The organism is Agromyces sp. ISL-38, from assembly GCF_018613935.1.
Classification (GTDB): domain Bacteria; phylum Actinomycetota; class Actinomycetes; order Actinomycetales; family Microbacteriaceae; genus Agromyces.
On the sequence record NZ_JAGGPF010000014.1, the window covers coordinates 1 to 22,612 of the forward strand.

The 22,612-nt window shown below is 67.8% G+C and carries 25 protein-coding genes and 2 tRNA genes; 15 read left to right on the forward strand and 12 right to left on the reverse strand.

The features are described from left to right. The first annotated feature begins 475 nt into the window (after positions 1–475). Positions 476–1,378: an endonuclease domain-containing protein gene (locus J7E25_RS18380; protein ID WP_214871149.1), complete on the forward strand. Its 903-nt coding sequence runs from the start codon at positions 476–478 to the stop codon at positions 1,376–1,378. Positions 1,379–1,592: 214 nt separating this feature from the next. On the opposite strand, the gene J7E25_RS15910 is transcribed toward J7E25_RS18380, so the two are convergent. Next, on the reverse strand, positions 1,593–3,272 hold the full coding sequence (locus J7E25_RS15910) for a glycoside hydrolase family 13 protein (RefSeq protein ID WP_251039183.1): 1,680 nt from the start codon (positions 3,270–3,272) through the stop codon (positions 1,593–1,595). A gap of 273 nt (positions 3,273–3,545) precedes the next feature. Between J7E25_RS15910 and J7E25_RS15915 the strand changes: the two genes are divergently transcribed. The 7 genes from J7E25_RS15915 to J7E25_RS15945 all read left to right on the forward strand — a co-directional run bounded on the left by J7E25_RS15915 (position 3,546) and on the right by J7E25_RS15945 (position 10,242). Next, complete coding sequence (locus tag J7E25_RS15915; protein WP_214871151.1) at positions 3,546–4,772, forward strand: maltose ABC transporter substrate-binding protein; 1,227 nt, start codon at positions 3,546–3,548, stop codon at positions 4,770–4,772. 82 nt (positions 4,773–4,854) lie between these two features. Continuing rightward, the gene (locus tag J7E25_RS15920; protein ID WP_214871152.1) at positions 4,855–6,474 is read left to right on the forward strand and encodes an ABC transporter permease subunit; all 1,620 of its coding nucleotides are present in this window, start codon (positions 4,855–4,857) and stop codon (positions 6,472–6,474) included. Further along, positions 6,474–7,454, forward strand: coding sequence for a sugar ABC transporter permease (locus tag J7E25_RS15925; protein WP_214871153.1), 981 nt, complete (start codon positions 6,474–6,476; stop codon positions 7,452–7,454). The genes J7E25_RS15920 and J7E25_RS15925 overlap by 1 nt, the downstream gene beginning before the upstream one ends. A gap of 269 nt (positions 7,455–7,723) precedes the next feature. Beyond that, entirely contained in the window at positions 7,724–9,574 is a 1,851-nt protein-coding gene (locus tag J7E25_RS15930) for an alpha-amylase family glycosyl hydrolase (protein WP_214871154.1), read from the forward strand. A gap of 51 nt (positions 9,575–9,625) precedes the next feature. Continuing rightward, positions 9,626–9,997 (forward strand): DUF4190 domain-containing protein, encoded by a 372-nt coding sequence (locus J7E25_RS15935; protein ID WP_214871155.1) that lies wholly within the window; start codon positions 9,626–9,628, stop codon positions 9,995–9,997. A 62-nt stretch (positions 9,998–10,059) separates the two neighbouring features. Next, positions 10,060–10,131 (forward strand) — tRNA-Thr (locus J7E25_RS15940). Between the two features lie 34 nt (positions 10,132–10,165). Further along, positions 10,166–10,242 (forward strand) — tRNA-Met (locus tag J7E25_RS15945). Between the two features lie 116 nt (positions 10,243–10,358). Here J7E25_RS15945 and J7E25_RS15950 read toward each other — a convergent pair. The 5 genes from J7E25_RS15950 to J7E25_RS15970 all read right to left on the reverse strand — a co-directional run bounded on the left by J7E25_RS15950 (position 10,359) and on the right by J7E25_RS15970 (position 14,032). Continuing rightward, positions 10,359–10,625 carry a hypothetical protein gene (locus tag J7E25_RS15950; RefSeq protein ID WP_214871156.1) on the reverse strand — a complete coding sequence of 89 codons (267 nt, stop codon included), beginning with the start codon at positions 10,623–10,625 and terminating at the stop codon, positions 10,359–10,361. Then, the gene (locus J7E25_RS15955) at positions 10,622–11,494 is read right to left on the reverse strand and encodes an amidohydrolase (protein ID WP_214871157.1); all 873 of its coding nucleotides are present in this window, start codon (positions 11,492–11,494) and stop codon (positions 10,622–10,624) included. The genes J7E25_RS15950 and J7E25_RS15955 overlap by 4 nt, the downstream gene beginning before the upstream one ends. A 97-nt stretch (positions 11,495–11,591) precedes the next feature. Further along, the gene (locus J7E25_RS15960; RefSeq protein WP_214871158.1) at positions 11,592–12,368 is read right to left on the reverse strand and encodes a FadR/GntR family transcriptional regulator; all 777 of its coding nucleotides are present in this window, start codon (positions 12,366–12,368) and stop codon (positions 11,592–11,594) included. Positions 12,369–12,527: 159 nt separating this feature from the next. After that, a complete protein-coding gene (locus tag J7E25_RS15965) occupies positions 12,528–12,944 on the reverse strand; it encodes a nuclear transport factor 2 family protein (RefSeq protein WP_214871159.1) in 417 nt (138 codons plus the stop codon). 56 nt (positions 12,945–13,000) lie between these two features. Continuing rightward, entirely contained in the window at positions 13,001–14,032 is a 1,032-nt protein-coding gene (locus tag J7E25_RS15970) for a zinc-binding dehydrogenase (RefSeq protein WP_214871160.1), read from the reverse strand. A gap of 130 nt (positions 14,033–14,162) precedes the next feature. Here J7E25_RS15970 and J7E25_RS15975 point away from each other — a divergent pair, with 130 nt between their 5' ends. Beyond that, on the forward strand, positions 14,163–15,884 hold the full coding sequence (locus J7E25_RS15975) for an IlvD/Edd family dehydratase (protein ID WP_214871161.1): 1,722 nt from the start codon (positions 14,163–14,165) through the stop codon (positions 15,882–15,884). Positions 15,885–16,023: 139 nt separating this feature from the next. On the opposite strand, the gene J7E25_RS15980 is transcribed toward J7E25_RS15975, so the two are convergent. The 3 genes from J7E25_RS15980 to J7E25_RS15990 are packed head-to-tail and all read right to left on the reverse strand — an operon-like array spanning position 16,024 to position 17,566. Then, on the reverse strand, positions 16,024–16,368 hold the full coding sequence (locus tag J7E25_RS15980; protein WP_214871162.1) for a hypothetical protein: 345 nt from the start codon (positions 16,366–16,368) through the stop codon (positions 16,024–16,026). A 5-nt stretch (positions 16,369–16,373) separates the two neighbouring features. Beyond that, positions 16,374–16,988 (reverse strand): Asp23/Gls24 family envelope stress response protein, encoded by a 615-nt coding sequence (locus tag J7E25_RS15985; protein ID WP_214871163.1) that lies wholly within the window; start codon positions 16,986–16,988, stop codon positions 16,374–16,376. Beyond that, positions 16,979–17,566, reverse strand: a complete 588-nt coding sequence (locus J7E25_RS15990) for an RNA polymerase sigma factor (protein WP_215005895.1) — start codon at positions 17,564–17,566, stop codon at positions 16,979–16,981. The genes J7E25_RS15985 and J7E25_RS15990 overlap by 10 nt, the downstream gene beginning before the upstream one ends. A 128-nt stretch (positions 17,567–17,694) precedes the next feature. Here J7E25_RS15990 and J7E25_RS15995 point away from each other — a divergent pair, with 128 nt between their 5' ends. The 5 genes from J7E25_RS15995 to J7E25_RS16015 all read left to right on the forward strand — a co-directional run bounded on the left by J7E25_RS15995 (position 17,695) and on the right by J7E25_RS16015 (position 20,012). Further along, complete coding sequence (locus tag J7E25_RS15995; protein ID WP_214871164.1) at positions 17,695–18,189, forward strand: Asp23/Gls24 family envelope stress response protein; 495 nt, start codon at positions 17,695–17,697, stop codon at positions 18,187–18,189. Beyond that, complete coding sequence (locus J7E25_RS16000; RefSeq protein ID WP_214871165.1) at positions 18,186–18,374, forward strand: DUF2273 domain-containing protein; 189 nt, start codon at positions 18,186–18,188, stop codon at positions 18,372–18,374. The genes J7E25_RS15995 and J7E25_RS16000 overlap by 4 nt, the downstream gene beginning before the upstream one ends. Before the next feature lie 99 nt (positions 18,375–18,473). Beyond that, entirely contained in the window at positions 18,474–18,770 is a 297-nt protein-coding gene (locus tag J7E25_RS16005) for a hypothetical protein (protein WP_214871166.1), read from the forward strand. Continuing rightward, positions 18,767–19,345: a DUF6286 domain-containing protein gene (locus tag J7E25_RS18230; RefSeq protein ID WP_214871167.1), complete on the forward strand. Its 579-nt coding sequence runs from the start codon at positions 18,767–18,769 to the stop codon at positions 19,343–19,345. The genes J7E25_RS16005 and J7E25_RS18230 overlap by 4 nt, the downstream gene beginning before the upstream one ends. Before the next feature lie 46 nt (positions 19,346–19,391). Next, positions 19,392–20,012 (forward strand): hypothetical protein, encoded by a 621-nt coding sequence (locus J7E25_RS16015; RefSeq protein ID WP_214871168.1) that lies wholly within the window; start codon positions 19,392–19,394, stop codon positions 20,010–20,012. A gap of 63 nt (positions 20,013–20,075) precedes the next feature. On the opposite strand, the gene J7E25_RS16020 is transcribed toward J7E25_RS16015, so the two are convergent. Next, positions 20,076–20,531 (reverse strand): cytidine deaminase, encoded by a 456-nt coding sequence (locus J7E25_RS16020; RefSeq protein WP_214871169.1) that lies wholly within the window; start codon positions 20,529–20,531, stop codon positions 20,076–20,078. Positions 20,532–20,805: 274 nt separating this feature from the next. On the opposite strand from J7E25_RS16020, the gene J7E25_RS16025 reads away from it, so the two are divergent. Then, positions 20,806–21,165, forward strand: coding sequence for a hypothetical protein (locus J7E25_RS16025; protein WP_214871170.1), 360 nt, complete (start codon positions 20,806–20,808; stop codon positions 21,163–21,165). 32 nt (positions 21,166–21,197) lie between these two features. Here J7E25_RS16025 and J7E25_RS16030 read toward each other — a convergent pair whose 3' ends face one another. Both J7E25_RS16030 and J7E25_RS16035 read right to left on the reverse strand, forming a co-directional pair. Next, positions 21,198–21,911 carry a GAF and ANTAR domain-containing protein gene (locus J7E25_RS16030; RefSeq protein ID WP_214871171.1) on the reverse strand — a complete coding sequence of 238 codons (714 nt, stop codon included), beginning with the start codon at positions 21,909–21,911 and terminating at the stop codon, positions 21,198–21,200. Further along, positions 21,908–22,612 (reverse strand): GAF and ANTAR domain-containing protein, encoded by a 705-nt coding sequence (locus tag J7E25_RS16035; RefSeq protein ID WP_251039185.1) that lies wholly within the window; start codon positions 22,610–22,612, stop codon positions 21,908–21,910. Before J7E25_RS16035 ends, J7E25_RS16030 begins: the two co-directional genes overlap by 4 nt.

Sequence of the window (22,612 nt, forward strand, 5' to 3'; positions counted from 1 at the left end):
CGCGGGCGCTGGCCGCCGCACCGACCGCACTCGCCCCCGCGCCGGCCCACGGGGCTCGCGCTCTGGCGGGCGCGCTTGCTCTCCTCGGGGCCGCGCCACCAGGCCTGTCGCCGCCACCGGAATCTGCAGGAGATCTCGCGTCACAGGCACGCATCTGGGTGCATGATCCGGAATCTCCTGCATTTCGAGAGTCGTGACGCTCGGACGAGGTGCAGTTCTCTCCACGCTGGTGTGCCCGACGAGGTGCAGCAGCTCTCCACAGCGCTGGCGAGGTCCTTCCACAGTCAAGGTGAATCCGAGAGCTACGGATGCCTCTGTGCGCGAGACTCGCCGCATGAACCCGACCTCTTCACCAGAGCGCGACGATCGCGTCGGCCCTCCGCGACCGCCCACCGGCGTCTCTCCGACGAAACGGGACCGGGTCACTCAACCCTCTCGGCGGTCGGCACGCGCAGCTCGACCCGAAGTCGGCGCGGTGGCGCGCCGTATCCGGGAGAACGGCGGTGCGCTCTCCTACGCGTCGCTCGATGCAGCAGGCGTCTCCCGTCATGACGTCGCGGCGGCGCTCCGTGCCGGCGCGATCGTGCGGGTGCGGAACGGATGGTTCGCGTACCCTGGGGCTCCTCTCGACGTGGTGCGAGCGGCACGCGTCGGCGGCGCGCTCACCGGGGCATCCGTTGCTCGACTGCACGGGCTCTGGCTGCTCGACGATCCTTTGCTGCACGTCCGCGTTCCGTCGTCGAGTGCCCGGCTGCGCGCCCCCGACGACCGTCGGATCTCGCTCGACCGCGGCGAGCACGGCGTCTGCGTGCACTACCGGCCGGACGGTGAGAGTTGTGCACGCGACCCTCTGCCTGTCGCGCTTGCCGAGATGTTCCCGTGCAGCGGACCGGTCGGTGCCATGATCGCACTCGACTCCGCCCTGAACAGCGGTGAACTCACGTCGGCGGGGCTGGCGCAACTTCGTGGGCTCGTCTCGGCAGCGCACAGTCGCCTTGTAGATCGCGCGGACCCTGGGTGCCAGTCGGGTCTTGAGACGATCGCTCGATTGCTGCTTTACCGTCGCCGGGTGGCGCACCGAACCCAAGTGTGGATTCCGGGCGTCGGCTACGTCGATCTCCTGATCGGTGATCGGCTTGTTGTGGAGCTCGACGGCAGGAGCTTCCACGAGGGCGAGGACTTCGAGACCGACCACCGGCGCGACTTCGAGCTCGCCCTGCGCGGGTACGTCGTCGTTCGGATCTCGTACCGCATGATCATCGACGACTGGGAGCAAGTGGAGGCCGGGATCCTCACCCTCCTCGCCCGTGGCGAGCATCGCTGGGGACACCGCGCGAGCGAAGTGACCGCCCCGGGACCGCTCGTAACGTGGAGCTGACGAGCTGGTTGGAAAGCGCAGGAGATATCGCTTCAGAGGCGCGCTAGCCGACCTATGGTGGAGGATCTCCTGCGTTTCGAGGCCCGTTCAGAAGGCAGACGTAACGCCCTGCGATACGCGTTGACCAGGCGGCCGTTCCGCCCTGCGACGACGAGCGGAGCAGGCGGCCGCGCCGCCCGCGACGACGCGCGAGCGGGCAACGTGCCGGCCGCGGCTACGCGCGGAGCCAGGCCGTGGCGTCGCCCGGCAGGCTGCGGCCGGTGAGCGCCTCGCTCGCGACCAGCACGTCGCCGGCGGGCAGCTCCACGGGTTCGGTGCCCGTGTTCGCCACGGCGATGACGTCGCCGTTGCGGAGGGCGAGCACGTCGTCGCGGAATCCGGGCAGCCATTCGACTGCGCCCGAACCGAGGTCGTGCTCACGCCGCCGGCGGAGCAGCGACCGGTAGAGCTCGAGCGTCGAGCCGTCGACGCCGCGCTGGCGGTCGCGGGCGAGTTCGCGCCACTGCGCGGGCTGCGGGAGCCAGGATGCCTCGCTGGGCCCGAAGCCGTAGGACGGCGAGTCGGCCTCCCAGGGGATCGGCACGCGGCATCCGTCTCGTCCGTAGCGCTCGCCGTTCGTGCGGAACCACGTGGGGTCTTCGCGTGCCTCGTCGGGGAGGTCGATGACCTCGGGCAGGCCGAGCTCCTCGCCCTGGTAGAGGTAGGCCGAGCCTGGGAGCGCGAGCATGAGGGTGGTGGCGGCACGTGCGCGGCGCAGCCCAGGCTCGTACGAGGGCAGGCCATTCGATCGGGGGCCGAGCCCGTGGCCCTGTGGGTTCGCCTCGGTGACCGAGAGGCGCGTCGCGTGGCGCACGACGTCGTGGTTCGAGAGCACCCACGTGCTCGGCGCGCCGACTGAGCCGAAGGCGTCGAGCGAGGCGTCGATCACGCCACGGAGGGCCGCGGCATCCCATGGCGTCTCGAGGTAGGCGAAGTTGAACGCCTGGTGCATCTCGTCGGGGCGCACCCAATTGGCCACGCGGGGGAGCGGGTCGACCCACGCCTCGGCAGCGAGGATGCGCTCGCCCGGATACGTGTCGAGGAGCGCACGCCAGTCGCGGTAGATCTCGTGTACGCCGTCTTGGCCCCAGTACGGTGCGAGGTCGCCGGGCTCGGAGCTGATCTCGGGCTCTAGGGGGACGCCGGCGGTCACCGCCGCGCCGCCCATGCTGCCGCCGTCGGCGGGCGGCGTGTAGTCGGGCAGGCCGTCGGCCTTGATCATGCCGTGCGCCACGTCGACGCGGAAGCCGTCGACGCCGCGGTCGAGCCAGAAGCGCAGGATGCCCCGGAACTCCTCGCGAACCTCGTCGTTCGTCCAGTCGAAGTCGGGCTGCGAGCTATCGAAGAGGTGCAGATACCACTGGCCCGGAGTGCCGTCGGCCTCGACGACGCGGGTCCATGCGGGTCCGCCGAAGACCGAGTCCCAGTTGTTCGGCGGCTCGTCGCCGGCGGGGCCGCGCCCGTCGCGGAAGAGGTAGCGCGCCCTTTCGGCGCTGCCGGGCCCGGCGGCGAGCGCCGCCTGGAACCACTCGTGCTCGTCGGACGAGTGGTTCGGCACGAGGTCGATGATCACGCGGATGCCGCGGGCGTGCGCCTCGGCGAGCATCGCGTCGAAGTCGGCGAGCGTGCCGAAGCGAGGGTCGACGTCGCAATAGTCGGCGACGTCGTAGCCGGCGTCGCGCTGGGGGGACGTGAAGAACGGCGAGAGCCAGATGGCGTCGATGCCGAGTTCGTGCAGGTCGTCGAGGCGCGAGGTGATGCCGGCGAGGTCGCCCATGCCATCACCGTTCGCATCGGCGAACGACCGGGGGTAGATCTGGTAGATCGCGGCGGTGCGCCACCAATCGGAAGTCATCTGGAAACTGTACGTCATCTGGACACCGCATGGAAACGCTTGCAGTATCGTGGCGTAACCTGATGGTCACGAACCTGTATCGATACTGCCCTCTTGGTTTGGGGATGGCGGCGCCGCAAGGTATACCTGTAATCGCTTGCATATCGCGAGCACTCCACACGGAAGAACGGCCTTTCGGGCACGGTGCGCGGTTCCACGGGAACCGGAACGGGGAACACAGCTCCCTCACCAGGCGAAGGCGCCGGACTCAAGCACACTGAGAAGGGCACACCAATGAGGGTGAACACGAAGAGCCTCCTCGCTGCCGGGGCCGTCGCGGTTGTCGCGACGCTCGGTCTCGCGAGCTGCGCCGCCGGCGACAGCGGCGACGGCGGCGATGCCGCAAGCAGCACGCTCACGGTCTGGGTCGACGCCGAGCGCGTCGACGCGCTGCAGGGTGCAGCCGACGCATACTCCGAGAAGAACGGCGTCAAGGTCGAGCTCGTCGGCAAGGACAACGCCGACATCAAGGACGACTTCATCCAGCAGGTTCCGACCGGCAAGGGCCCCGACATCACGATGGGCGCCCACGACTGGCTCGGCGAGCTCTCGACGAACGGTGTCGTCGCTCCGATCGAGCTCGGCGACTCGGCGGGCGATTACCTGCCGGTCGCGATCGATGCCTCCACCTACGAGGGCACCGTCTACATGCTTCCGTACGCGGTCGAGAACATCGCGGTGATCCGCAACACCGACCTCGTTCCCGAGGCCGCCACGAGTTACGACGACATGATCGCGAAGGGCCAGGCCGCCGGCCTCACCCAGCCGTTCGTCGTCGAGCAGGGTGCAGAGGGCAACCCCTACCACCTCTACCCGTTCCAGACCGCGTTCGGCGCTCCCGTCTTCGGCACGAACGACGAGGGCTACGACGCCACCGACCTGCAGCTCGGCAGCGCGGGCGGCGAGCAGTTCGCCACGTGGCTCGCCAGCCAGGGCAAGAACGGCACGGGCGTCTTCAACACCGACGTCGACGGTGACATCGCGAAGCAGGCCTTCCTCGACGGCACCGCCGCCTTCTGGCTCACGGGCCCGTGGAACGTGGGCTCGGCCGTCGACGCCGGCCTCAACGTCGCGATCGACAGCGTGCCGAGCCCGACCGCCGAGGTCGCCTCGCCGTTCGCCGGCGTGAAGGGCTTCTTCGTCTCCTCCGAGTCGAAGAACAAGGTCGCCGCGAACGACTTCCTCGTCAACTTCCTCGGCACCGAAGAGGTGCAGCTCGAGCTCTTCAAGGCGGGCAATGTGCTTCCGGCACTCTCGGCCGCCGCTGAGACCGCGTCGAGCGACCCGATCATCGAGGGCTTCGCCGCCGTCGGCGCCGAGGCCGTTCCGATGCCGGCCATCCCGGCCATGGGTTCGGTCTGGCAGTACTGGGGCATCGCCGAGGCCGACATCATCAACGGTGCCGACCCCGTCGCGACGTGGCAGAAGCTGACGGCCGACGTGCAGGCCGCGATCGGCTAACAACGACGAGTCATTCCGGGCCGGATGCCGCACCACGGCGTCCGGCCCGGAGCAGTCACGTTCGACAGGAAGAGCGAGCAGGATGAGCACCACGATCGACGACGAGGTCACCTCGGGGACTCCGAAGAAGCCGACGAAGCGGCAGCGCCAAGCGGCAGGCATCGCCGAAGCGGCATCCGGCGGGGTGAAGATGCTCCTCGTCAAGGTGCTGATGCTCGGCATCGTCGATGCGATCGCCGTCTACGCGATCTTCATCCTCATCACGAGCGACCAGTGGCTCGTGGCCGGCATCGTCGGCGTCGTCACGGCGATCGTGAACTGGATCTACTTCTCGCGCACGAAGCTCCCCGCGAAGTACCTCACCCCGGGCGTCATCTTCCTCGTGATCTTCCAGGTGTTCGTGCTCGTCTACACGGGCTACATCGCCTTCACCAACTACGGCACGGGGCACAACGGCTCGAAGGAGCAAGCGGTCTCGTCGCTCATGAGCTCGGCGCTCGAACGCGTGCCCGACTCGCCGACCTACGAGGTCACCGTCGTCGACCAGTTCGGCGAGCTCGGCCTGCTCGTCACCGATCCCGACGGCGAGGCGAGCGTCGGCACGACCGACTCGCCGCTCACCGAGGTCGACGCCGAGATGGAGGGCGGCAAGGCCGTCGCCGTCGACGGCTGGACGACCCTGAGCTTCGCCGACGTCATCGCCCGCACCGACGAGATCACCGAGCTCGCGGTGCCGTTCTCCGACGACCCGAACGAGGGCGCCATCCGCACGCCCGATGGGTCGAGCGGATACCTCTACCTCTCGAACCTCGAGTACGACGCCGCCGCCGGAACGATGACCGACCTCAGCACGGGCACCGTCTACTCCGACCTCGGCACCGGCGCCTTCACCTCCGACGACGGCGAGCAGTTGTTGCCCGGCTGGCAGATCGTGGTCGGCTTCGACAACTTCGTGCGCGCGGTCACCGACGAGCGACTGGCGGGCCCGCTCCTCTACGTCACGCTCTGGACCTTCGCCTTCGCACTCATCTCGGTCGCGTCGACGTTCTTCCTCGGCCTCTTCCTCGCGATCGTCTTCAACGACCTGCGCATGCGAGGCCGCAAGTACTATCGCGTGCTGATGATCCTCCCGTATGCGGTGCCGTCGTTCCTGTCGGCGCTCGTGTGGGCGGGCATGATGAATGAGAGCTTCGGATTCATCAACCAGGTGCTGCTCGGCGGGGCATCCGTTCCCTGGCTCACCGATCCGGTCGTCGCGAAGATCTCGGTGCTCGTCGTCAACCTCTGGCTGGGCTTCCCGTACATGTTCCTCGTGTGCACGGGAGCGCTGCAGTCGATTCCCGAAGAGCTGCAGGAGGCCGCGACCGTCGACGGCGCGCGGCCGTGGGCGGTGTTCCGGCTCATCAAGCTGCCGCTCCTGCTCGTGAGCGTCGCACCGCTGCTCATCGCGTCGTTCGCCTTCAACTTCAACAACTTCAACGTGATCTACATGTTGACCGACGGCGGGCCAAGAGACTCGAACGCACCCATACCCGTGGGCTTCACCGACATCCTGATCTCGATGGTCTACAAGGTGGCCTTCACCGGCCAGTCGCGTGACTACGGTCTCGCGAGCGCGTACTCGATCATCATCTTCATCGTCGTCGCGGTGATCTCGGTCATCGCCTTCCGTCGCACCAAGTCGCTCGAGGAGCTGAACTGATGGCCACCAAGGAGCACCGCTCGTGGGTCGAGGCCCCTGTCGTCGAGGCCGAGATACTCGCCGCGGGGCTCGACGCTGAAGCAGCGCGGAAGTCGCGCCCGCCGGGGCCGCTGCCGAAGCGTCCGTTCAACTTCGGCCGCTGGTTCGCGGCGACCGGCTGGCGCCACGTCGTGGGCGTGGTGATGGTGGCCTTCTCGCTGTTCCCGATCATCTTCGTGATCTCGTCGTCGCTCAATCCGCGCGGCACGCTCACCGGATCGAACGCGCTGTTCGCGAAGATCGGCCTCGACAGCTATGTGCGGATCCTCACCGACCCGCAGGTGCCGTTCACGACGTGGTTCGGCAACACCCTCCTCATCTCGGGCATCACGGCGGTTGCCACGGTGTTCCTCGGAGCGCTCGCGGCGTATTCCTTCTCGCGCATGCGCTTCACAGGGCGGCGCTTCGGCCTCATCTCGATCGTCGTCGTGCAGATGTTCCCGCAGATGCTCGCCGTGGTGGCGATCTTCCTGCTCATGAGCGGGATCGGCGACTGGTTCCCGGCGATCGGCCTCAACACGCACGTCGGCCTGATCATGGTCTACCTCGGCGGCGCGCTCGGCGTGAACACCTACCTGATGTACGGCTTCTTCAACACCGTGCCCGCGTCGATCGACGAGGCGGCCAAGATCGACGGCGCCGGTCATGCGCGCATCTTCTTCACGATCATCCTGCGGCTCGTCGCCCCGATCCTCGCGGTCGTCGCCCTGCTGTCGTTCATCGCCTCGGTGAACGAATTCCTCGTGGCATCCGTGCTGCTCATCGACACCGAGCAGCAGACGCTCGCCGTCGGCCTCACGAAACTCGTGTCGAACCCGCGCTATGCCGACTGGAGCGCCTTCTCGGCGGGCGCGGTCATCGCCGCGCTGCCGGTCGTCGCGCTGTTCCTCTTCCTGCAGAAGTACATCGTCGGCGGCCTGACCGCCGGCGCCGTCAAGTGACCGGTGGCGTTTTCACAATTCAGGAGCGGATGCCGCGGGGTGCTGCACAATTCAGGAGCGGATGCTGCGGGGTGCTGCACAATTCAGGAGCGGATGCCGCGAGCAGTTGCACAATTCAGGAGCGGATGCCGCGAGGTCGCAGGTGAAGCGCCAGATCGGATGACATCCCGAGCGCAAATCGCAAGACGTTCCTGAATTGTGAAATAGACGTTCCTGAATTGTGAAATGGGTGGTCCTGAATTGAGAACTGGAGACCGGAGAATGAGGGGATGCTGACGCCGCACCACGACGGATCCCCACTGCACGTCTCGACGCATACCCCGGCGCTCGGCGAGGTCGTTCGCGTGCGGCTGCGCGTGCCGGAGTCGTTCGCGCCGCTCACGTGGGTGGGCACGCGATCGAACCCGAACCGCGAGCCGCGGTTCTCCGAGGCATCCGTCGTCGCGACCGCCGACGGCTGGCAGTGGTGGGAGGCGCCCATCGAGGTCGAGAACCCCGTGCACGGCTACCGGTGGCTGCTTGTCGGCGCCGACGGCCGGCAGCACTGGCTCAATCAGATTGGCCTCTTCACGACCGAGACGCGCGACCACGACGACTTCCGCCTCGTCGCGCACGCACCGCCGCCCGAGTGGGCGGCGTCGAGCGTGCTCTACCAGGTGTTCCCCGACCGGTTCGCGAGGTCGGATGGCGCAGACGGGCGCGAGCTGCCGTCGTGGGCGATCCCGGCGGCGTGGAGCGACCCCGTCGACGCCGACCCGCCCGGCCGCTCGCAGCAGTTCTACGGCGGCGACCTCGACGGAGTGCGCGAGCACCTCGACCACCTCGAGCAGCTCGGCGTGAACCTGCTCTACCTCACGCCCGTGTTCCCGGCGCGTTCGAACCATCGCTACGACGCGTCGACGTTCGACGAGGTCGACGAGCTGCTCGGCGGCGATGACGCGCTCGTGCGGCTCGTCGAGGAGGCGCACCGTCGCGGCATCCGCGTCATCGGCGACCTCACGTCGAACCACTCGGGTGACGCGCACGAGTGGTTCACGGCGGCGCAGGCCGATCTTGCTGCGCCCGAGCGCTCGTTCTACTACTTCCGCGACGAGGCGCACGGCGGCGGCTACGAGTCGTGGCTCGGCGTGCCGAGCCTGCCGAAGTTCGACTGGAGCTCGAGCGAACTGCGGCGCCGGTTCATCGAGGGGCCCGACTCGGTCGTCGCGCGCTACCTCGCCCCGCCGTTCAGCCTCGACGGCTGGCGCATCGACGTCGCGAACATGACGGGCAGGCTCGGCGCCGAAGACCTGAACGCCGACGTGCGCCAGACGATCCGACGCACGATGCTCGAGGTGAACCCCGACACGATCCTGCTCGGCGAGTCGACGAACGACGCGGCGAGCGACTTCCAGGGCGACGCGTGGCACGGCGCGATGACGTACACGCCGTTCACGCGGCCGCTCTGGAGCTGGCTGCTCGAGCCCGGCAGCGCGGGCGGCGGCGGCATCGGATTCGCCAACGCCGCGGTGCCCTCGTACACAGGGCACGACTTCATCGAGGCGCACCTGCGTTTCAGCGCGGGGTTCCCGTGGCGCACCCGGACCGCGACGATGAACGCGCTCGACACCCACGACACGCCGCGCTTCCGCACGTCGGCGCGCCCCGGAACCGTACCCGTCGCACTCGGGCTCGCGGTGACGCTGCCCGGCATCCCGGTCGTGTGGGCCGGCGACGAATTCGGACTCACCGGTGTCGACGGCGAGGAATCCCGTACGCCGATCCCATGGGGGAGCGAGGCGTCGCCCGAGGTCGCGCCGGTGCTCGAGACGTACCGGTCGCTGCTGCGCTTGCGCCGCGACCACCCGGTGCTCGCGACGGGCGGCATCCGCTGGCTCGCGGTCGGCGACGACGCAGTGGCGTTCGTGCGAGAGTCGGCTGACGAGCGGCTGCTGGTCTTCGCCGCGCGGGGCGCTGCGACGCTCGCGCTCGCGCCCGAGTCGGTCTGGGCGACGGATGCCGCGACGCCGCTGTTCGGTGACGCCCGGCTCGAGGCATCCGCTGGTCTCCTGGCGCTCTCGGCCGCCGGGCCGACGTTCGCGGTCTGGCAGCTCGACGGCGTCACCGCTCCCGACTGGTGACGGACGCGCCTGGGGAACACGTATAACGCTTCGTCGCTCTGCACCGATAGCATGGCGCTCGCCGCCCTCGACGACCATCAGGAGAACCAGCGCATGGATGCCACCACGACGACGCCGACCGCCACCTACGTCGTGCCGGCGGCAGTGCCGGCCGAACCGCCCCACAACGTGCTCGCGTGGGTGAGTCTCGGCCTTGCGGTGGGGTTCGTGTTCTTCGGCCCGCTCACGTCGATACCCGCGATCATCACCGGTCACCTCGCGCGGAGCCAGATCCGGGCGAAGGGTGAACTCGGCGACGCCGCGGCCCTCACGGGCCTCGTGTTGGGCTATGTGTTCAGCGCGCTGAGCGTGCTGGGAGTGGTCGCCTTCGTCGTCTTCATCATCGGCATCGCCGCCGCCGCGAGCAACCCCTACATGTGGTGACACCGGTTCGGAGGAGCACCCGCGAAGTGATATCCTCGTACGGTTGCCGGTTGCGGCAGCGCGCCCCGATAGCTCAGTGGTAGAGCACTTCCATGGTAAGGAAGGGGTCGTCAGTTCAATCCTGACTCGGGGCTCTGGTTCTCTCGGCTCGCGCCGTGAAACCTGCCCGGCGGGGTAGCTCAGGTGGTTAGAGCACACGGCTCATAATCGTGGTGTCGCGGGTTCGAGTCCCGCCCTCGCTACCATTGAACTTCACCGTCCCTGAGCGGTGAACCACAGGGACATCCGGCGTGGTCGCCCAGCGCATCTCTGCGGTCGTCGACGGCATGCCGGGCGTAGCCGTGGCGCGACACCCGGTCGGCTAGCCCGCCGACAGGGGCGACATGCGCTCGAGCCGGACCGTCGTCGGACGCTCACCGACCTCGATCGTGCAGTCGGGAGCCGCCGCGAAGCGCTCGTGCGAGAAGCACAGCGTCTGGCGGTCGGCGGGCCCGAAGACCATGGTGCCGACGCGCCCGCTGCCGGTGATGAGACCGTGCTCCCAGCCGGGGGCCTCGTCGGTGCGGGTCTCGAAGACGGGCAGGGCCTGGGTGTGCGGCGCGGCCGGCGTGTTCTCCGCCGCGCTCATGCGCCGCCCACGGACGGCACTCGACGCAGGGCCGAGCCGCCGCCGGGAAGGTAGGCGCGCCGAGCCGTCTCCGCTGAGACCGTGGGCCAGTCGGTGTCGCCCACGACGCGCCGAACACGGTCGACCCAGTCTTCGAAGGCTCCCCCGATGCCGAAGGTGGCGCTGACGGGCCAGTCGCTGCCGATCATGGCACGCTCGGGTCCGAAGACGGCGAGCGCGTGCTCGATCCAGCCGTCGGCGTGGCGCGCGAAGGCGGCCGGGTCGGTGGACTCGGCCGTCATTCCGGAGAGCTTGACGAACGTGTTGGGGCGCTCGGCGAGCGATTGGATGCTGCGCGCCCAGGCACGCCCGGCCGTGCTGCCGATTCCTTCGTCGACGGGCGGCTTGCCCAAGTGGTCGAGGATCACGGTGAGGCTCGGGGCGACGGCCAGCAGATCGATCAGCGCGGGCAACTGCGCGTGCCGGATGCACGCGTCGAAACGCCCGCCGTGAGCCTCGAGCACGCGCAGTCCTTCGGCGACCGAAGGGAAGTCGTCGACTGGAGCGTCCTGCAGCAGATGCCGTACGCCGACCACGCGCGGGAATGCCGCAAGTGCGTTCAAGTGGTCGGTGACTGCGGATGCCTCGAGCGTCAGGTCTGCGCCGGCGACGATCGCGATGAGCTCGGGCCACTCGCTCTCGTCGACCCATCGCGCCTCGTCGAGCGGGTCGGAGCCGCCGGCCTCCACGAAGATCATGCCGGTCGTCGTTCCACCGGCGCGGTCGACCTCTTGGGGCAGCACCGGGCGGTCGAGCTCGGTCCCCGCGAGCCACGGGTACGGGAGTCGTCGCGGATCCCAGACGTGCACGTGGCTGTCGATGAGCGTCATCGGCCGAGCCATCGCCGTCGACCGGCAGCACGATTCCCGAGACGTAGTCAGATGCCGAGGATCTCTGATGTGTCGCTCCAGCCGCAAGATGGCCACGCTAGGACGGCACGGCGGCATCTTCCTCGGGAAGGCCCTGACCCTCACGCTCGTGGATGAACTCTTCCACAGCCAGCAGATGAGCACCCATCCACAAGCGCGCGGCTTCCGGATCATGTGCTGCGAGGGCACGAAGAACCGCGCGGTGCTCCGCATGAGTGGCGCGCGTTGCACCGTCTTCGGTAATGGCTCGCCACATCCGCGTGCGAACGGTCTTGCTCGCCAGTGCCTCGATGAGGGCCTCGAGAGCCGGATTGCCGGAGGCGTGAGCGACGATCCGATGGAATCGGATGTCGGCCTCCATGACCGCATCGTGGTCGATCTCCGCGGCGCTGAGAAGGGACTCGAAGTGGTCGAGTGTCTCGTCGGCCTCGAGAAGAGCCTTCTCGTCGATGACACATGCAGCCAACCCCGCCGCTTCCATCTCCAACACTCGACGAACAGCCTGCAGATGAACACTGCTGTGAGCGGCTTGCAGATCGACCATGAAACTCACCGGCGACAACAACAGGCTCGCCTCGAGCGATGTCACATACGTACCGTCACCCTGCCGCGTTTCCAGCACGCCCATCATGCACAATGCACGGACACCTTCTCGCAGAGGCCCGCGGGACACCCCGAACTGGAGCGCAAGCTCCTTTTCGATCGGCAATCTGGCACCCGGGGCCCATGCCCCCTCGACGATCATTCGTTTGATCTCATCGACGACCACATCGGTCTGCGCCCGCGGAACGTGGCCCGCCGAACGCGGCGACGAGGACGAGAGAACGCCATTCATGTGACCATCGTAGTTGGCGAGACTGATACGCCCTTGGATAACGACATCCACCATGCATGCTCTACCTGCCGAGCCAGACGCGCGACGCGATCACCGATGATCGAAGGAATTTCCCCCAGCGCACGCAGAGACTGCCTCGACGGTTCACGGTCGCCATGATCACCCCGGAGTCCCCTTGGTCATCCGGTCGATCTGCGCCTCGATACCGCCGGCATCGCGCACAATTTCCGTATAGATCCGGCCCGAGCGGAACCTGCCGTCCTGGACGTGAAAGATGTTGACCCCCACGAACTCCATGACCGCACCATCCCGGCGGGTTCCGCGCATGCCCCACTCCATCCACACCTCGTCGCCGTCTGATACCGTCCGGGAAATCTTCGCCGTGAGGTCAGGCAGGTCGCTGAGCAGTGTCTCGAAATTCTGCCGGACAGCGTCTTGCCCTTGGACGGATTCCCCGCGGCGTGCCGGAGCTTCGTCGGTGTAGGCCTTGTCGAAGCAATCCACCGCTGCTTCCAGGTCATGTAACGACAGGGCCCTGACCCACCGCTGCGCCACTGCCTCCGGATCGTTGCCCATGCACTCAATGCTGGAGGCCCGGAGTCTGTATGGCAACAGCCCGAACGTGCGGGCAGCTACTGTTCGACGCGCGACGGGCGGGAGATCTCGACGTGGATCTTGGGCCCGGATGCGGCGTCCGAGGGCCGTTCGCCGGCGAGCACGCCGGCCAGCTCGTCGAGGGCGACGGTCGCCGCGATGAGCGGGGTCGGGTCGACCCTGCCGCTCGCGTACGAGCGGATGGTCGGGGCGAGGCCAGCGGACGCGCCGAGGATGCCGACGGCAGTGAGGTCGCCGAGCACGAGCATGCGCGTGTCGATGAGGCTCGGGCTGCCCGCGAGCCCCACGTGCACGATGCGCTTGCCCGGCTCCACGAGCTCCAGCGCCTTCGCGGGCAGGTGCGGTGCGTTCGACGAGTCGATGACGGCGTCCCATCGCAGCGCCGGAAGATCATGCTCCGTCCAGACGCCGTCGAACCCGAACGTGCGGGCGAACTCGAGGGACCGACCGGCACGACCCATGAGGTGCACCTCGGCGCCGGCCGCGTGGGCGAACATCGCGCAGAGCAGCCCGATGGTGCCGGGGCCGAGGATCAGGACCCGGTCACCCTCTCTGAGCCCTGCCGCCTCGACGCTGCGCCACGCATTGCCGCCGGGTTCGACGAGCGCGCCTGCGGCATCCGTCACCGAATCGGGAAGGGCGTGCAGATAGCGGGCCGGGAACGCGAGCTGTTCGGCCAGCGCGCCCGGGCGTCCGCCGCGGATGCCGACTTCCGTGCGGAACTCGCACACCTGGTGGTAGCCGGTGCGGCAACGATGGCATTCACCGCAACCGAGCATCGTGTCGCCGGTCACGCGGCGGCCCAGCCAGGTCGTGTCGACGCCCTCGCCGACGGCGGAGACGGCGCCCATCCACTCGTGGCCGATGCGGATCGGGTACGACGCGTTCCCGTCATGCAGGTACTGCATCTCGCCGGTGTAGAACTCCACGTCGGTGCCGCAGACCCCGGCGCGCGCGACGTCGATGACGACCTCGCCCGGGCCGGCAATGGGCGGGTCGACGTCTACGACGCCCGCCTTCCGCGGACCGGAGATGACGAAGGCCTTCATGTGGCTTGCTCCTCGCTTGCCGACTCGCTTGGGTTGCGGATGAGGGGTGGCCGCCGCCCGGTGGCCACCTCATACGCTGTGCTTACAACGATTCACCAGTTCAACTGAAATTCTGAAAGTTGGAAAGCCGATGTCGTCCCAGCTTCGCAGTTCCGAGTGGTATTCGGGTGATGACCGCAACGCCTACATTCACCGCGCGTGGATGCGCAGGGGCCTGCCCGACAGTGCGTTCGCAGGGGCGCGGCCGCATATCGCGATCGCCAACACCGCGTCCGACCTGACGCCGTGCAATGCGCACCTCGACGAGGTCGCGCAGTCGGTCAAGAACGGGATCTACGAGGCGGGCGGCATCCCGCTGAACCTGCCGGTCGTGTCGCTCGGCGAGACGCAAGTGCGCCCGACGGCGATGCTGTGGCGCAACATGGCGGCGATGGCCACCGAGGAGATGCTTCGCGCGAACCCGATCGACGGGGTGGTGCTGCTCGGCGGATGCGACAAGACGATTCCGGCGCTGCTCATGGCCGCGGCATCCGTCGACCTGCCCGCCGTGGTCGTGCCCGGCGGGCCGATGAGCACCGGCACCTTCCGTGGCGAGGCGCTCGGCTGCGGCACCGACGTCTGGCGGCTGAGTGAGGAGGTGCGCGCTGAGACCCTCAGCGAGCGCGACTTCCTGAGATCCGAGTCATCGATGATCCGGAGCCGCGGACACTGCAACACCATGGGCACGGCGTCGACGATGGCGCTCGTGGCCGAGGCGCTCGGCACCGTCATTCCCGGCCTCGCCGGAACGCCCGCCGTCGACAGTCGCCTGCTCGAGGCGTCGCACGAGACCGGGCGGCTCGCGGTTGCGCTCGTCGAGGCCGAGCGGCGACCGTCGACGTTCCTCACCAAGGCGAGCTTCCACAACGCGATCGTCGCGCTCGCCGCGATCGGCGGCTCGACCAACGCGGTGGTGCACCTGCTCGCCATCGCCGGGCGCCTCGGCATCGACCTCACCCTCGACGACTTCGACCGCATCGGCGCGGACGTGCCGCTCCTCGTCAACCTGCAGCCGGCCGGTCGATACCTCATGGACGACCTCCAGCGCGCCGGCGGCTTCCTCGCCGTGCTGCGCGAGGTGCGCGACCTGCTCGACGCCGACGCCCTCACAATCACCGGGCGGCCGCTCGTCGACTACCTCGACGGCGCGAGGATCTGGGACCCCGACGTCATCACCCCCCGTGACACCCCGCTGCTGCCAGCCGCAGGAATCAGTGTGCTACGGGGGAGCCTCGCGCCCGGCGGCGCCCTCATCAAGCCCGCAGCTGCATCACCGCACCTGCTGAAGCACCGCGGCCGAGCCGTGGTGTTCGACAGCATCGAGGACTTCCACGCGCGCATCGACGACCCCGAGCTCGAGGTCGACGCCGACTCCGTGCTCGTGCTGCGCGGTTGCGGCCCCAAGGGCTACCCGGGCATGCCCGAGGTCGCGAACATGCCGCTGCCGAAGAAGCTGCTCGAACAGGGCGTGCGCGACATGGTCCGCGTTTGCGACGGTCGGATGAGCGGCACCGCCTACGGCACCGTCGTGCTTCACGTCACTCCCGAGGCTGCTTCCGGCGGACCGCTCGCGCTCGTGCAGACCGGCGACTGGATCTCCCTCGACGTTCGCGGCCGCCGCCTCGACCTCGACGTCCCGGCCGAGGAACTCGCCGCCCGCGTGCCCAACCAGGCGACGCTCGACGGGTTCGCGAAGCCCCGCCGCGGCTGGGAGCGACTCTACGTCGACCACGTCATGCAGGCCGACACGGGCGTCGACCTCGACTTCCTCGTCGGGTCGACCGGATCGAAGGTCAGCCGCGAGTCGCACTGAGGCGACGGCCTTTCTTCGGACCGGCCGAGCGAGAATCGGCTGAAGGCGGGCGTCGCGAGCTCGCCACTATGGGGTATTGAGCCGGAGCCTCCCGATCGCAAATCTCAGCGAGGACCACCTCGGTGCGATCCCGCGTGCGTCACGCGATACGCGAGATCTGCACACGCACCGTCGCGTCAGTATGTCCGGCCTCTTCGGCAGCACCACGCAACACGTCGGCGACCTCACGCGCGACGATCACGGATCGCGCGTCCCGGTCGGTGGCAATTGAGGTCTCTATGGAGACATGCCCGTCTTTCGTGTTCAGCTCGACAGCGCCTGATGGTTTGGCTGGAGTGCTCTTGATCCAGCGAGCCAGCGTTGCTGGGGTGCCTGTGAGGCTCGTCACGGGACGATAGACGTCTCGTACTCCGGGCACGCGAAGAACCCGCCGCGTCAGCTCATCTGCATCGACGGAGGCCAGCGTCCCTACCGAATCCGCCATCCCAGTCATGGTCGTTCCCCTTCACTGCTCGGCGCGTCGCCGCGTTCCGCGATATGGACGTCCTCGATGGCAACGTCGACGGAGACCACCCGGATCTGGGTGTGCTGAGCCAGGGCTCTGTAGACCTGGACTCGAACCTCATCGGCAAGGCCCGGAACGGACTCGCCCCACGCGATGCTCGCGGTGACACGAACGGTGATCGGCGCGTCAACGGTGTCGAGGTCACCGAGGAGTTCGCACCGGCCCACCAAGATTCCGGTGACCGCGTCGCCCGCGGCTCGGATCAGAGCACGTATCGCCCCCTCAGTGACGGTGACGGTGACGTGAGGGTCGCTGTGACTGATCGGCACGGATCGACCGGAGCGCATCTCCCGGTGGATATTGGTCATGATTCTTCCGATCCAAGAGTCGGAGAGGGGCGGGAGCGCTGCGGCGTCCTCGGCGAGCAGGTCACGTGAGAGCGGCCCGAGTCGTTCGAGCGCTTCGAGCGCGTTGAGGCATTCAGGGCACGTCTCGATGCTCTCGTCGTATGGTGTGCGGTCACGAGAGAGGTAGTCGCTCAACTCATCGAGGCTCTTCTCGCAGTCCAGCTGCGTCCTGGTCAGGTCGTTCACCGCCATGCCTCCATATCGGCCCCGACGCTGGCGCGGGCCCGGGCGAGCTTTCCCCGCACACTCGCGGGGCTGATGGCCAGCTCTTCGGCGATCTCGCGGTAGCTGAGCTCGGCCACTTCGCGGAGGAGCCAGCATTGACGTTGATCGTCTGGGAGTCTGTCAAGAGCCGCTGACAATGCGCTGAACTGAGCATTCCGCACAGCGACCTGCTCGGGTTGCCGACTATCCGTGGAGGATAGTGTCGCAAGCGGCAGTGGTACGTCGGCCCGCCGTCGGCGGAGGTGGGTGAATGCCTGCCGGCTCACGATCCGCATCAGCCAAGCACGTACCGCCGCACCGTCGCGGATGTCAGGCAGCCGCTGCCATGCCAGGAAGAACGAGTCTTGGACGACATCGTCAGCCTCCGCGGGTGATCCGACGATGCGGGCGGCGTACGCGCGCATGATCGGGGCGTAACGGCGGATCAGGGTTTCGAACGCGAGGCTGTCCCCATCGATCGCGCGCGCGACCAAGATCACGTCTCCGGCCGCCGTGAGCGACTGCGGCGAGGTCTTCCCGGTTCGTGCTCGCATGGCAACGATCATCTTGAAGATAGTTTGTGACGAACTCGACTTCGAATGCGTCTTAAGTCTAGAGCGACACAACCGCTCCGATGTGGTCGCCGATACCGGTTCGACCTCATCTCACGATCGAACGCGCGAGGAGTCACCTCATGGCCAGCGAAGAATTCTCCACCACACCCACCACCCCCGCCGGCCCGGCTGCGGCGACATCCCCCCTCGGTGCACCGCGCGTCGACCGCAGCACGAAGATGCCTGCGTCGGCCTCGGTTCCCAGCGCTGGCAAGACCACCATCGCAGACAGCGTCGTAGCGAAGATCGCCGGCATCGCCGCCCGTGATGTGCCGGGTGTGTACGCACTGGGCGGTGGAGGGGCGCGCGCCCTCGGCGCCCTCCGCGATGCCATGAACGTCGGCGACCTCTCGCAGGGCGTGAAGGTCGAGGTCGGCGAGACCCAGGCCGCGGCGGACATCACCATCGTCGTCGAGTACCCGATGCCGATCCAGGATGTCGCCGGCGGGGTCCGCGCTGCCGTTACCGGTGCGATCACCTTGCTCGTCGGCCTCGAAGTCGTCGAGGTCAATGTGGATGTCAATGACGTCCACGTTCCCGGCGCCGACGTGGACGAAGAATCGCGCGTGTCATGAGCAACACCCTCGCTGGCATCCTCATCGGTACCGTCTTGGCCGTGAGCATCATCCTGTTCGGGTTCTGGGGGTTCCTGCTTGTGGCGCTGTTCATGGCCATCGGGGCCCTCGTGGGCCGTATTGCCGACGGCAAGCTCGACCTACGTGGACTCGCGAATGCGTTCAGCGGAAAGCGAACCTCGTAAATGCATGGGGCGGTAGAAGGCTCACGTGGTGGCGGCACACATGCGGCCACCACCTCCGCCCCTGTACACCCTGGCCGCATCACGGTGACGGAGCGCGCGTTGACCCGGGCTGCCGAAGCGATCGCTGCCGACACACTCGGCGTGGGTCGGAAAGACCTGAGCGTGTCGCTCGCCGGGGCGCGCGGCGGGCTCGCCCTGCAGGTGGAGACACTGCTCAGTGTTCCCGATCTGGACGATGACGCCGCCGTGGACGCGGCCGGCTCGATTCTCGATCGTCTCGCTTCGGCGCAGGCCACGATCCGCGACCGCGCGGCAGAGGTCCTGGGGCGCGACGTGGTTCGGGTGAACATTCGCATTTCTGGCGCGCAAGTCAACGAACGGAGGCGTGTCCGGTGAGTTCCCCTCCCTACCGGCGCATCGTGCGTCGTGAAACTCATTCGCCACGCACCGCGGCGGTTCTCGTTGTCGTCACGATCCTCATTCTGGGGCTGCTCTACGCTGGCACTGAGATTGTGCTCGACCTCTTGGGGCAACCGGCGCTGCTCGTGGCGCCGGCCGACGTAGGTGACTGGATCGCCGAGCTTCCGCAGCTTCAGCCGGCAGCGGCAATCATCGCGGGCGGCGTCGCCATCGCGATCATCGGGCTCGTCCTGGTGATCTTGAGCCTCGCCCCGGGCCGGTTGGCGAAACACGAGATGCGCTGGGAGGACCGCGCCATCGTCGTCGACAACGACGTCATCGCCGCCGCCCTCGCCAGCCGGATCTGCGACGAGACCGGCCTCGCTCGCGAGCAAGTCACTGTGGGCGTCTCCCACCGGACCGTCCGGGTCGACATCGCACCCGGTGCTGGACTCCCCGTCGACGAGGGCCCCGTTCGCGGAATCATCGAGGCCGAGATCGACGCGTATGAACTCGCGCCGCGCGTGACCAAGAAGGTTCACATCGATCGTCGCCAGATCGTCGCACCATGATGGATCCCATCCGGCCGACCCGCCAAGCTATCGGAGAGGGGCAGCCATGAACAGCACCAACCGCTTCCTCAACCGGATCTGCCTCTTTCTCGTCGGCGTCCTGCTCATCGCACTTGGCGCATCGGTCGCCGCAGTCGTTCTGGTACCTGATCTCGGCCGAGCCTGGGCAGACGTCGCCGGGGCGGCACGAGCGTGGACGGACCAAGCTGTCGGCGCGACCTTGATCGGCGATTCGACCCTGAGCTGGGTCGCGATCGCCGCACTGGCCGTCATCGTCATCATCGTCATACTCCTCCTCGTCGTTGCGCTGACGGGGCTCGGTGGCGGGCGCACCTCGACGGTGCTCCGAACGTCGTCGCAGGCGGGTACCGGCGAAGCCGGATACATCATCGTGGACTCGGCCTTCGCCTCCGATGCCCTTCGCACCGCACTCGACCGGCGCCCAGATGTGCTGTTCTCGAGCGTGACGGCACATCGGATTCGCAAGACGGCGGTCATGGAAGTCAGCGTGACTCCCCGACAGAACACCTCACCGCTGGATGTCGCCCACGACGTCGACAAGCTCCTCAGGAACCTCGCGACCCTGACCGGCAGCACCATCCCCACCTACGTCTCGATCCACTCCGGGCTACGATCGCGACTCGCACACGACAAGGAACTCGCATGACCGAACGCCCGACGCCAGCGGGGTCCCAGACCTTGGTTTCTGACGCCGGTGCGGCTTACTGAGCTAACCCCGCCCATACTTGCCCGGGAGGAGCTCACTGATCGGGCGCTTCGTTCGCCGCCCATCGTCGTCGTGCATCAGCACGCTGGCGTGGGGTGCGTAATCGGAGATGAGCTCGCGGCACATTCCGCACGGAGGCAGCACGGTGATCCGCCCGTCGGTGTGATGGAAGACGGCGACGATCGTGTCGATGTCGGCGCTGCCATGCTCGGTCACCGCGCGACCGAGCGCCACGGCTTCTGCGCAGACCGCGATCCGGCCGACGTACGCCTCGAGGTGCACTCCTGAGACGACCGTTCCATCGCGGAGCCGCAAGGCTGCGCCCACCTCGTGCCAATCGGGAACGAATCGTGAGGCGATCGCGAGCTTCGCGGCCTCGATCAACGCCTCGTCCTCACTGGAGAGGTCGCTCGGTTCGCTCGTTGCCGACATCGTGTCCGCCTTCGTCTGCAGGTGCATCCATCATCCCTGCATCCGCGGTAATGGCGCTGGTACTGCATGGCCAGTAGGTGGAGGTGAGGATGCTTCACACTGACGGCGCCGGGGCAGGTACCGCGCTCGTTGCGGGCCCGCGCACCCCGACGAGTAGAGGTGAGCGACGCCGCCGGTTCTCATCGCAGGAGCTGTCAAGGCCCTAGGGGCTGTCGAGACGGGATGCTATTCTGCGCCTGCATCGGCTCCCCTGGACCCTGGGAACCCGCGAGCCCGAACACGTTCGATCGCAGGGAAAATCATGGAACGAATCCACTACGGAAGCCACGTCTTCTACACCGGAACCGAGATCGCCGGCGCCGTGCTCGACTATGCGGGATTGCTTGCCGCCTCCGGCAGGTTCGCGACCATCGACATGCCGATCGTCGATGCCGATGGCGGGCCGGCGAAGGCCCGGCTGCTCCTCGGCCCGTCGATGCCCATTGCGAGCGAGTCGATGCCCGACGACGGTGCGGAGTTCCGCGACGAGGGCGCTTTGGAGACCCTCCGCGGCGCCGCCCGGCAGCTGGCCGCTCCGAGGATGCGGACGGCGGCCCCCGCGGGGATGGATCCTCGGAAGACGTCGATGATCGACGATTGGCTCGAGCTCGACTCGTACTGAGCGGCCCGCCGACGCGTACTGGGCGGCGCCGCTCAGATGATGAGGATGCGGTCGACGAGCTGCCGCGCCACCACGGCGAGTGGCAGCTGGTTCGACCGGGCATGGTTGCGCAGCATCGTGAACGCAGCTTCCATCGACACTCCGTGCGTGTACGCGAGGATGCCCTTCGCCTGCTCGATCGCGACCCTCGAGTTCAGTGCGTTCTGCAGCTGCCCACGAGCCTCGTCGCTCGCCCTGAGCGTGCGCTCGTGAAGGATGCCGATGGTCGCGACATCCGCGAGCGCCCTCGCAGCCCGCAGGTCGCGGTCGCCCAGGGTGTCACCATCCTGCTGGAAGAGATTGAGCGCGCCGATCGTCGTCTCGCGCAGCCGCAGGGGAATCGCGTGCACCGCGGTGTATCCGTGTTCGCGGGCCGCCGTGCGGAACGGCTCCCAATCCGGGGGACCCTGCTCGAGGTCGGTGACGGAGATCACCGTGCCGGTGCGGAAACTCTCGATGCACGGCCCGGCCTCTGCGCTCAATTGCATCGTCTCGACGAGCCGGCTCTCTTCGCTCGTCGACACGAGCACCTCGAGGTCGCCACCGCCGTCGGAGAGGAGCAACCCGGCCGCTGCGACGTCGAATGTCGATACGCACGTGTCCACGAGCGTCTGGAGCAGGTCGACGACGTCGTAGTCGTCGATGAGCGTGTCGGCGAGGGTCGCGAACACGTCGACGAGTCGTTCCTCGCGCGTGAGCTCGCTCATCGTTCCACCTCGATCGAGTTGTCGTTGAGTTCGAAGGTGAGACGGCGCTCGATCAGGTCTTCGGCGATCTCGCGCATCGAACGGCCGTGGGAGAACGCCCGGCCCTGGATCAGGAGTTGCGCGTCTTCGGCGGAGATCCCCAATTGGGCGATGACGAACCCTGTGGCCTGATGGATGATCCGGCGCGAGTTGGGGCCGCTGTCCTCTGAATCGGTCGCGCCCGACTCGCGCAGAGCGCGTCGCAGCACGTGCCGGCTCACGATCGAGGCGAACACCTCGGTGCGCTTCGCATCCCGCGATCCGAGTTCCATGGGTTGCACGGCGTACAGGTCGAGCGCGCCGATGCGCAGGGGGCCGATGATGAGGGGGAATGCGAACAGCGAGCCGACTGGCTGCGCAGACACGGCATCGGAGAACGCCGGCCAGCGAGCCATCGTTGACCGGAGGTCGGGCTCGAGCATCGGCACCCCGCCGGCGAGTGCGTCCCAGCAGGGGCCCTCGCCGAGATCGAACTGCATCTCGTCGATTCGGGCGGCAACGGCGTCACTCGCGGTGATCGTCTCCGACCCGAGGAAATCGCCGAGGGTGGAGACGGCCGCGCCCGTGACGGGGATGATGTCGAGGATCGGCGTAGTCAGCGACGAGCTGTCGCCGTCCATCTGTGACAGGGCGTCTGCCGCGGCGGCGAAGCGATCAGCCAT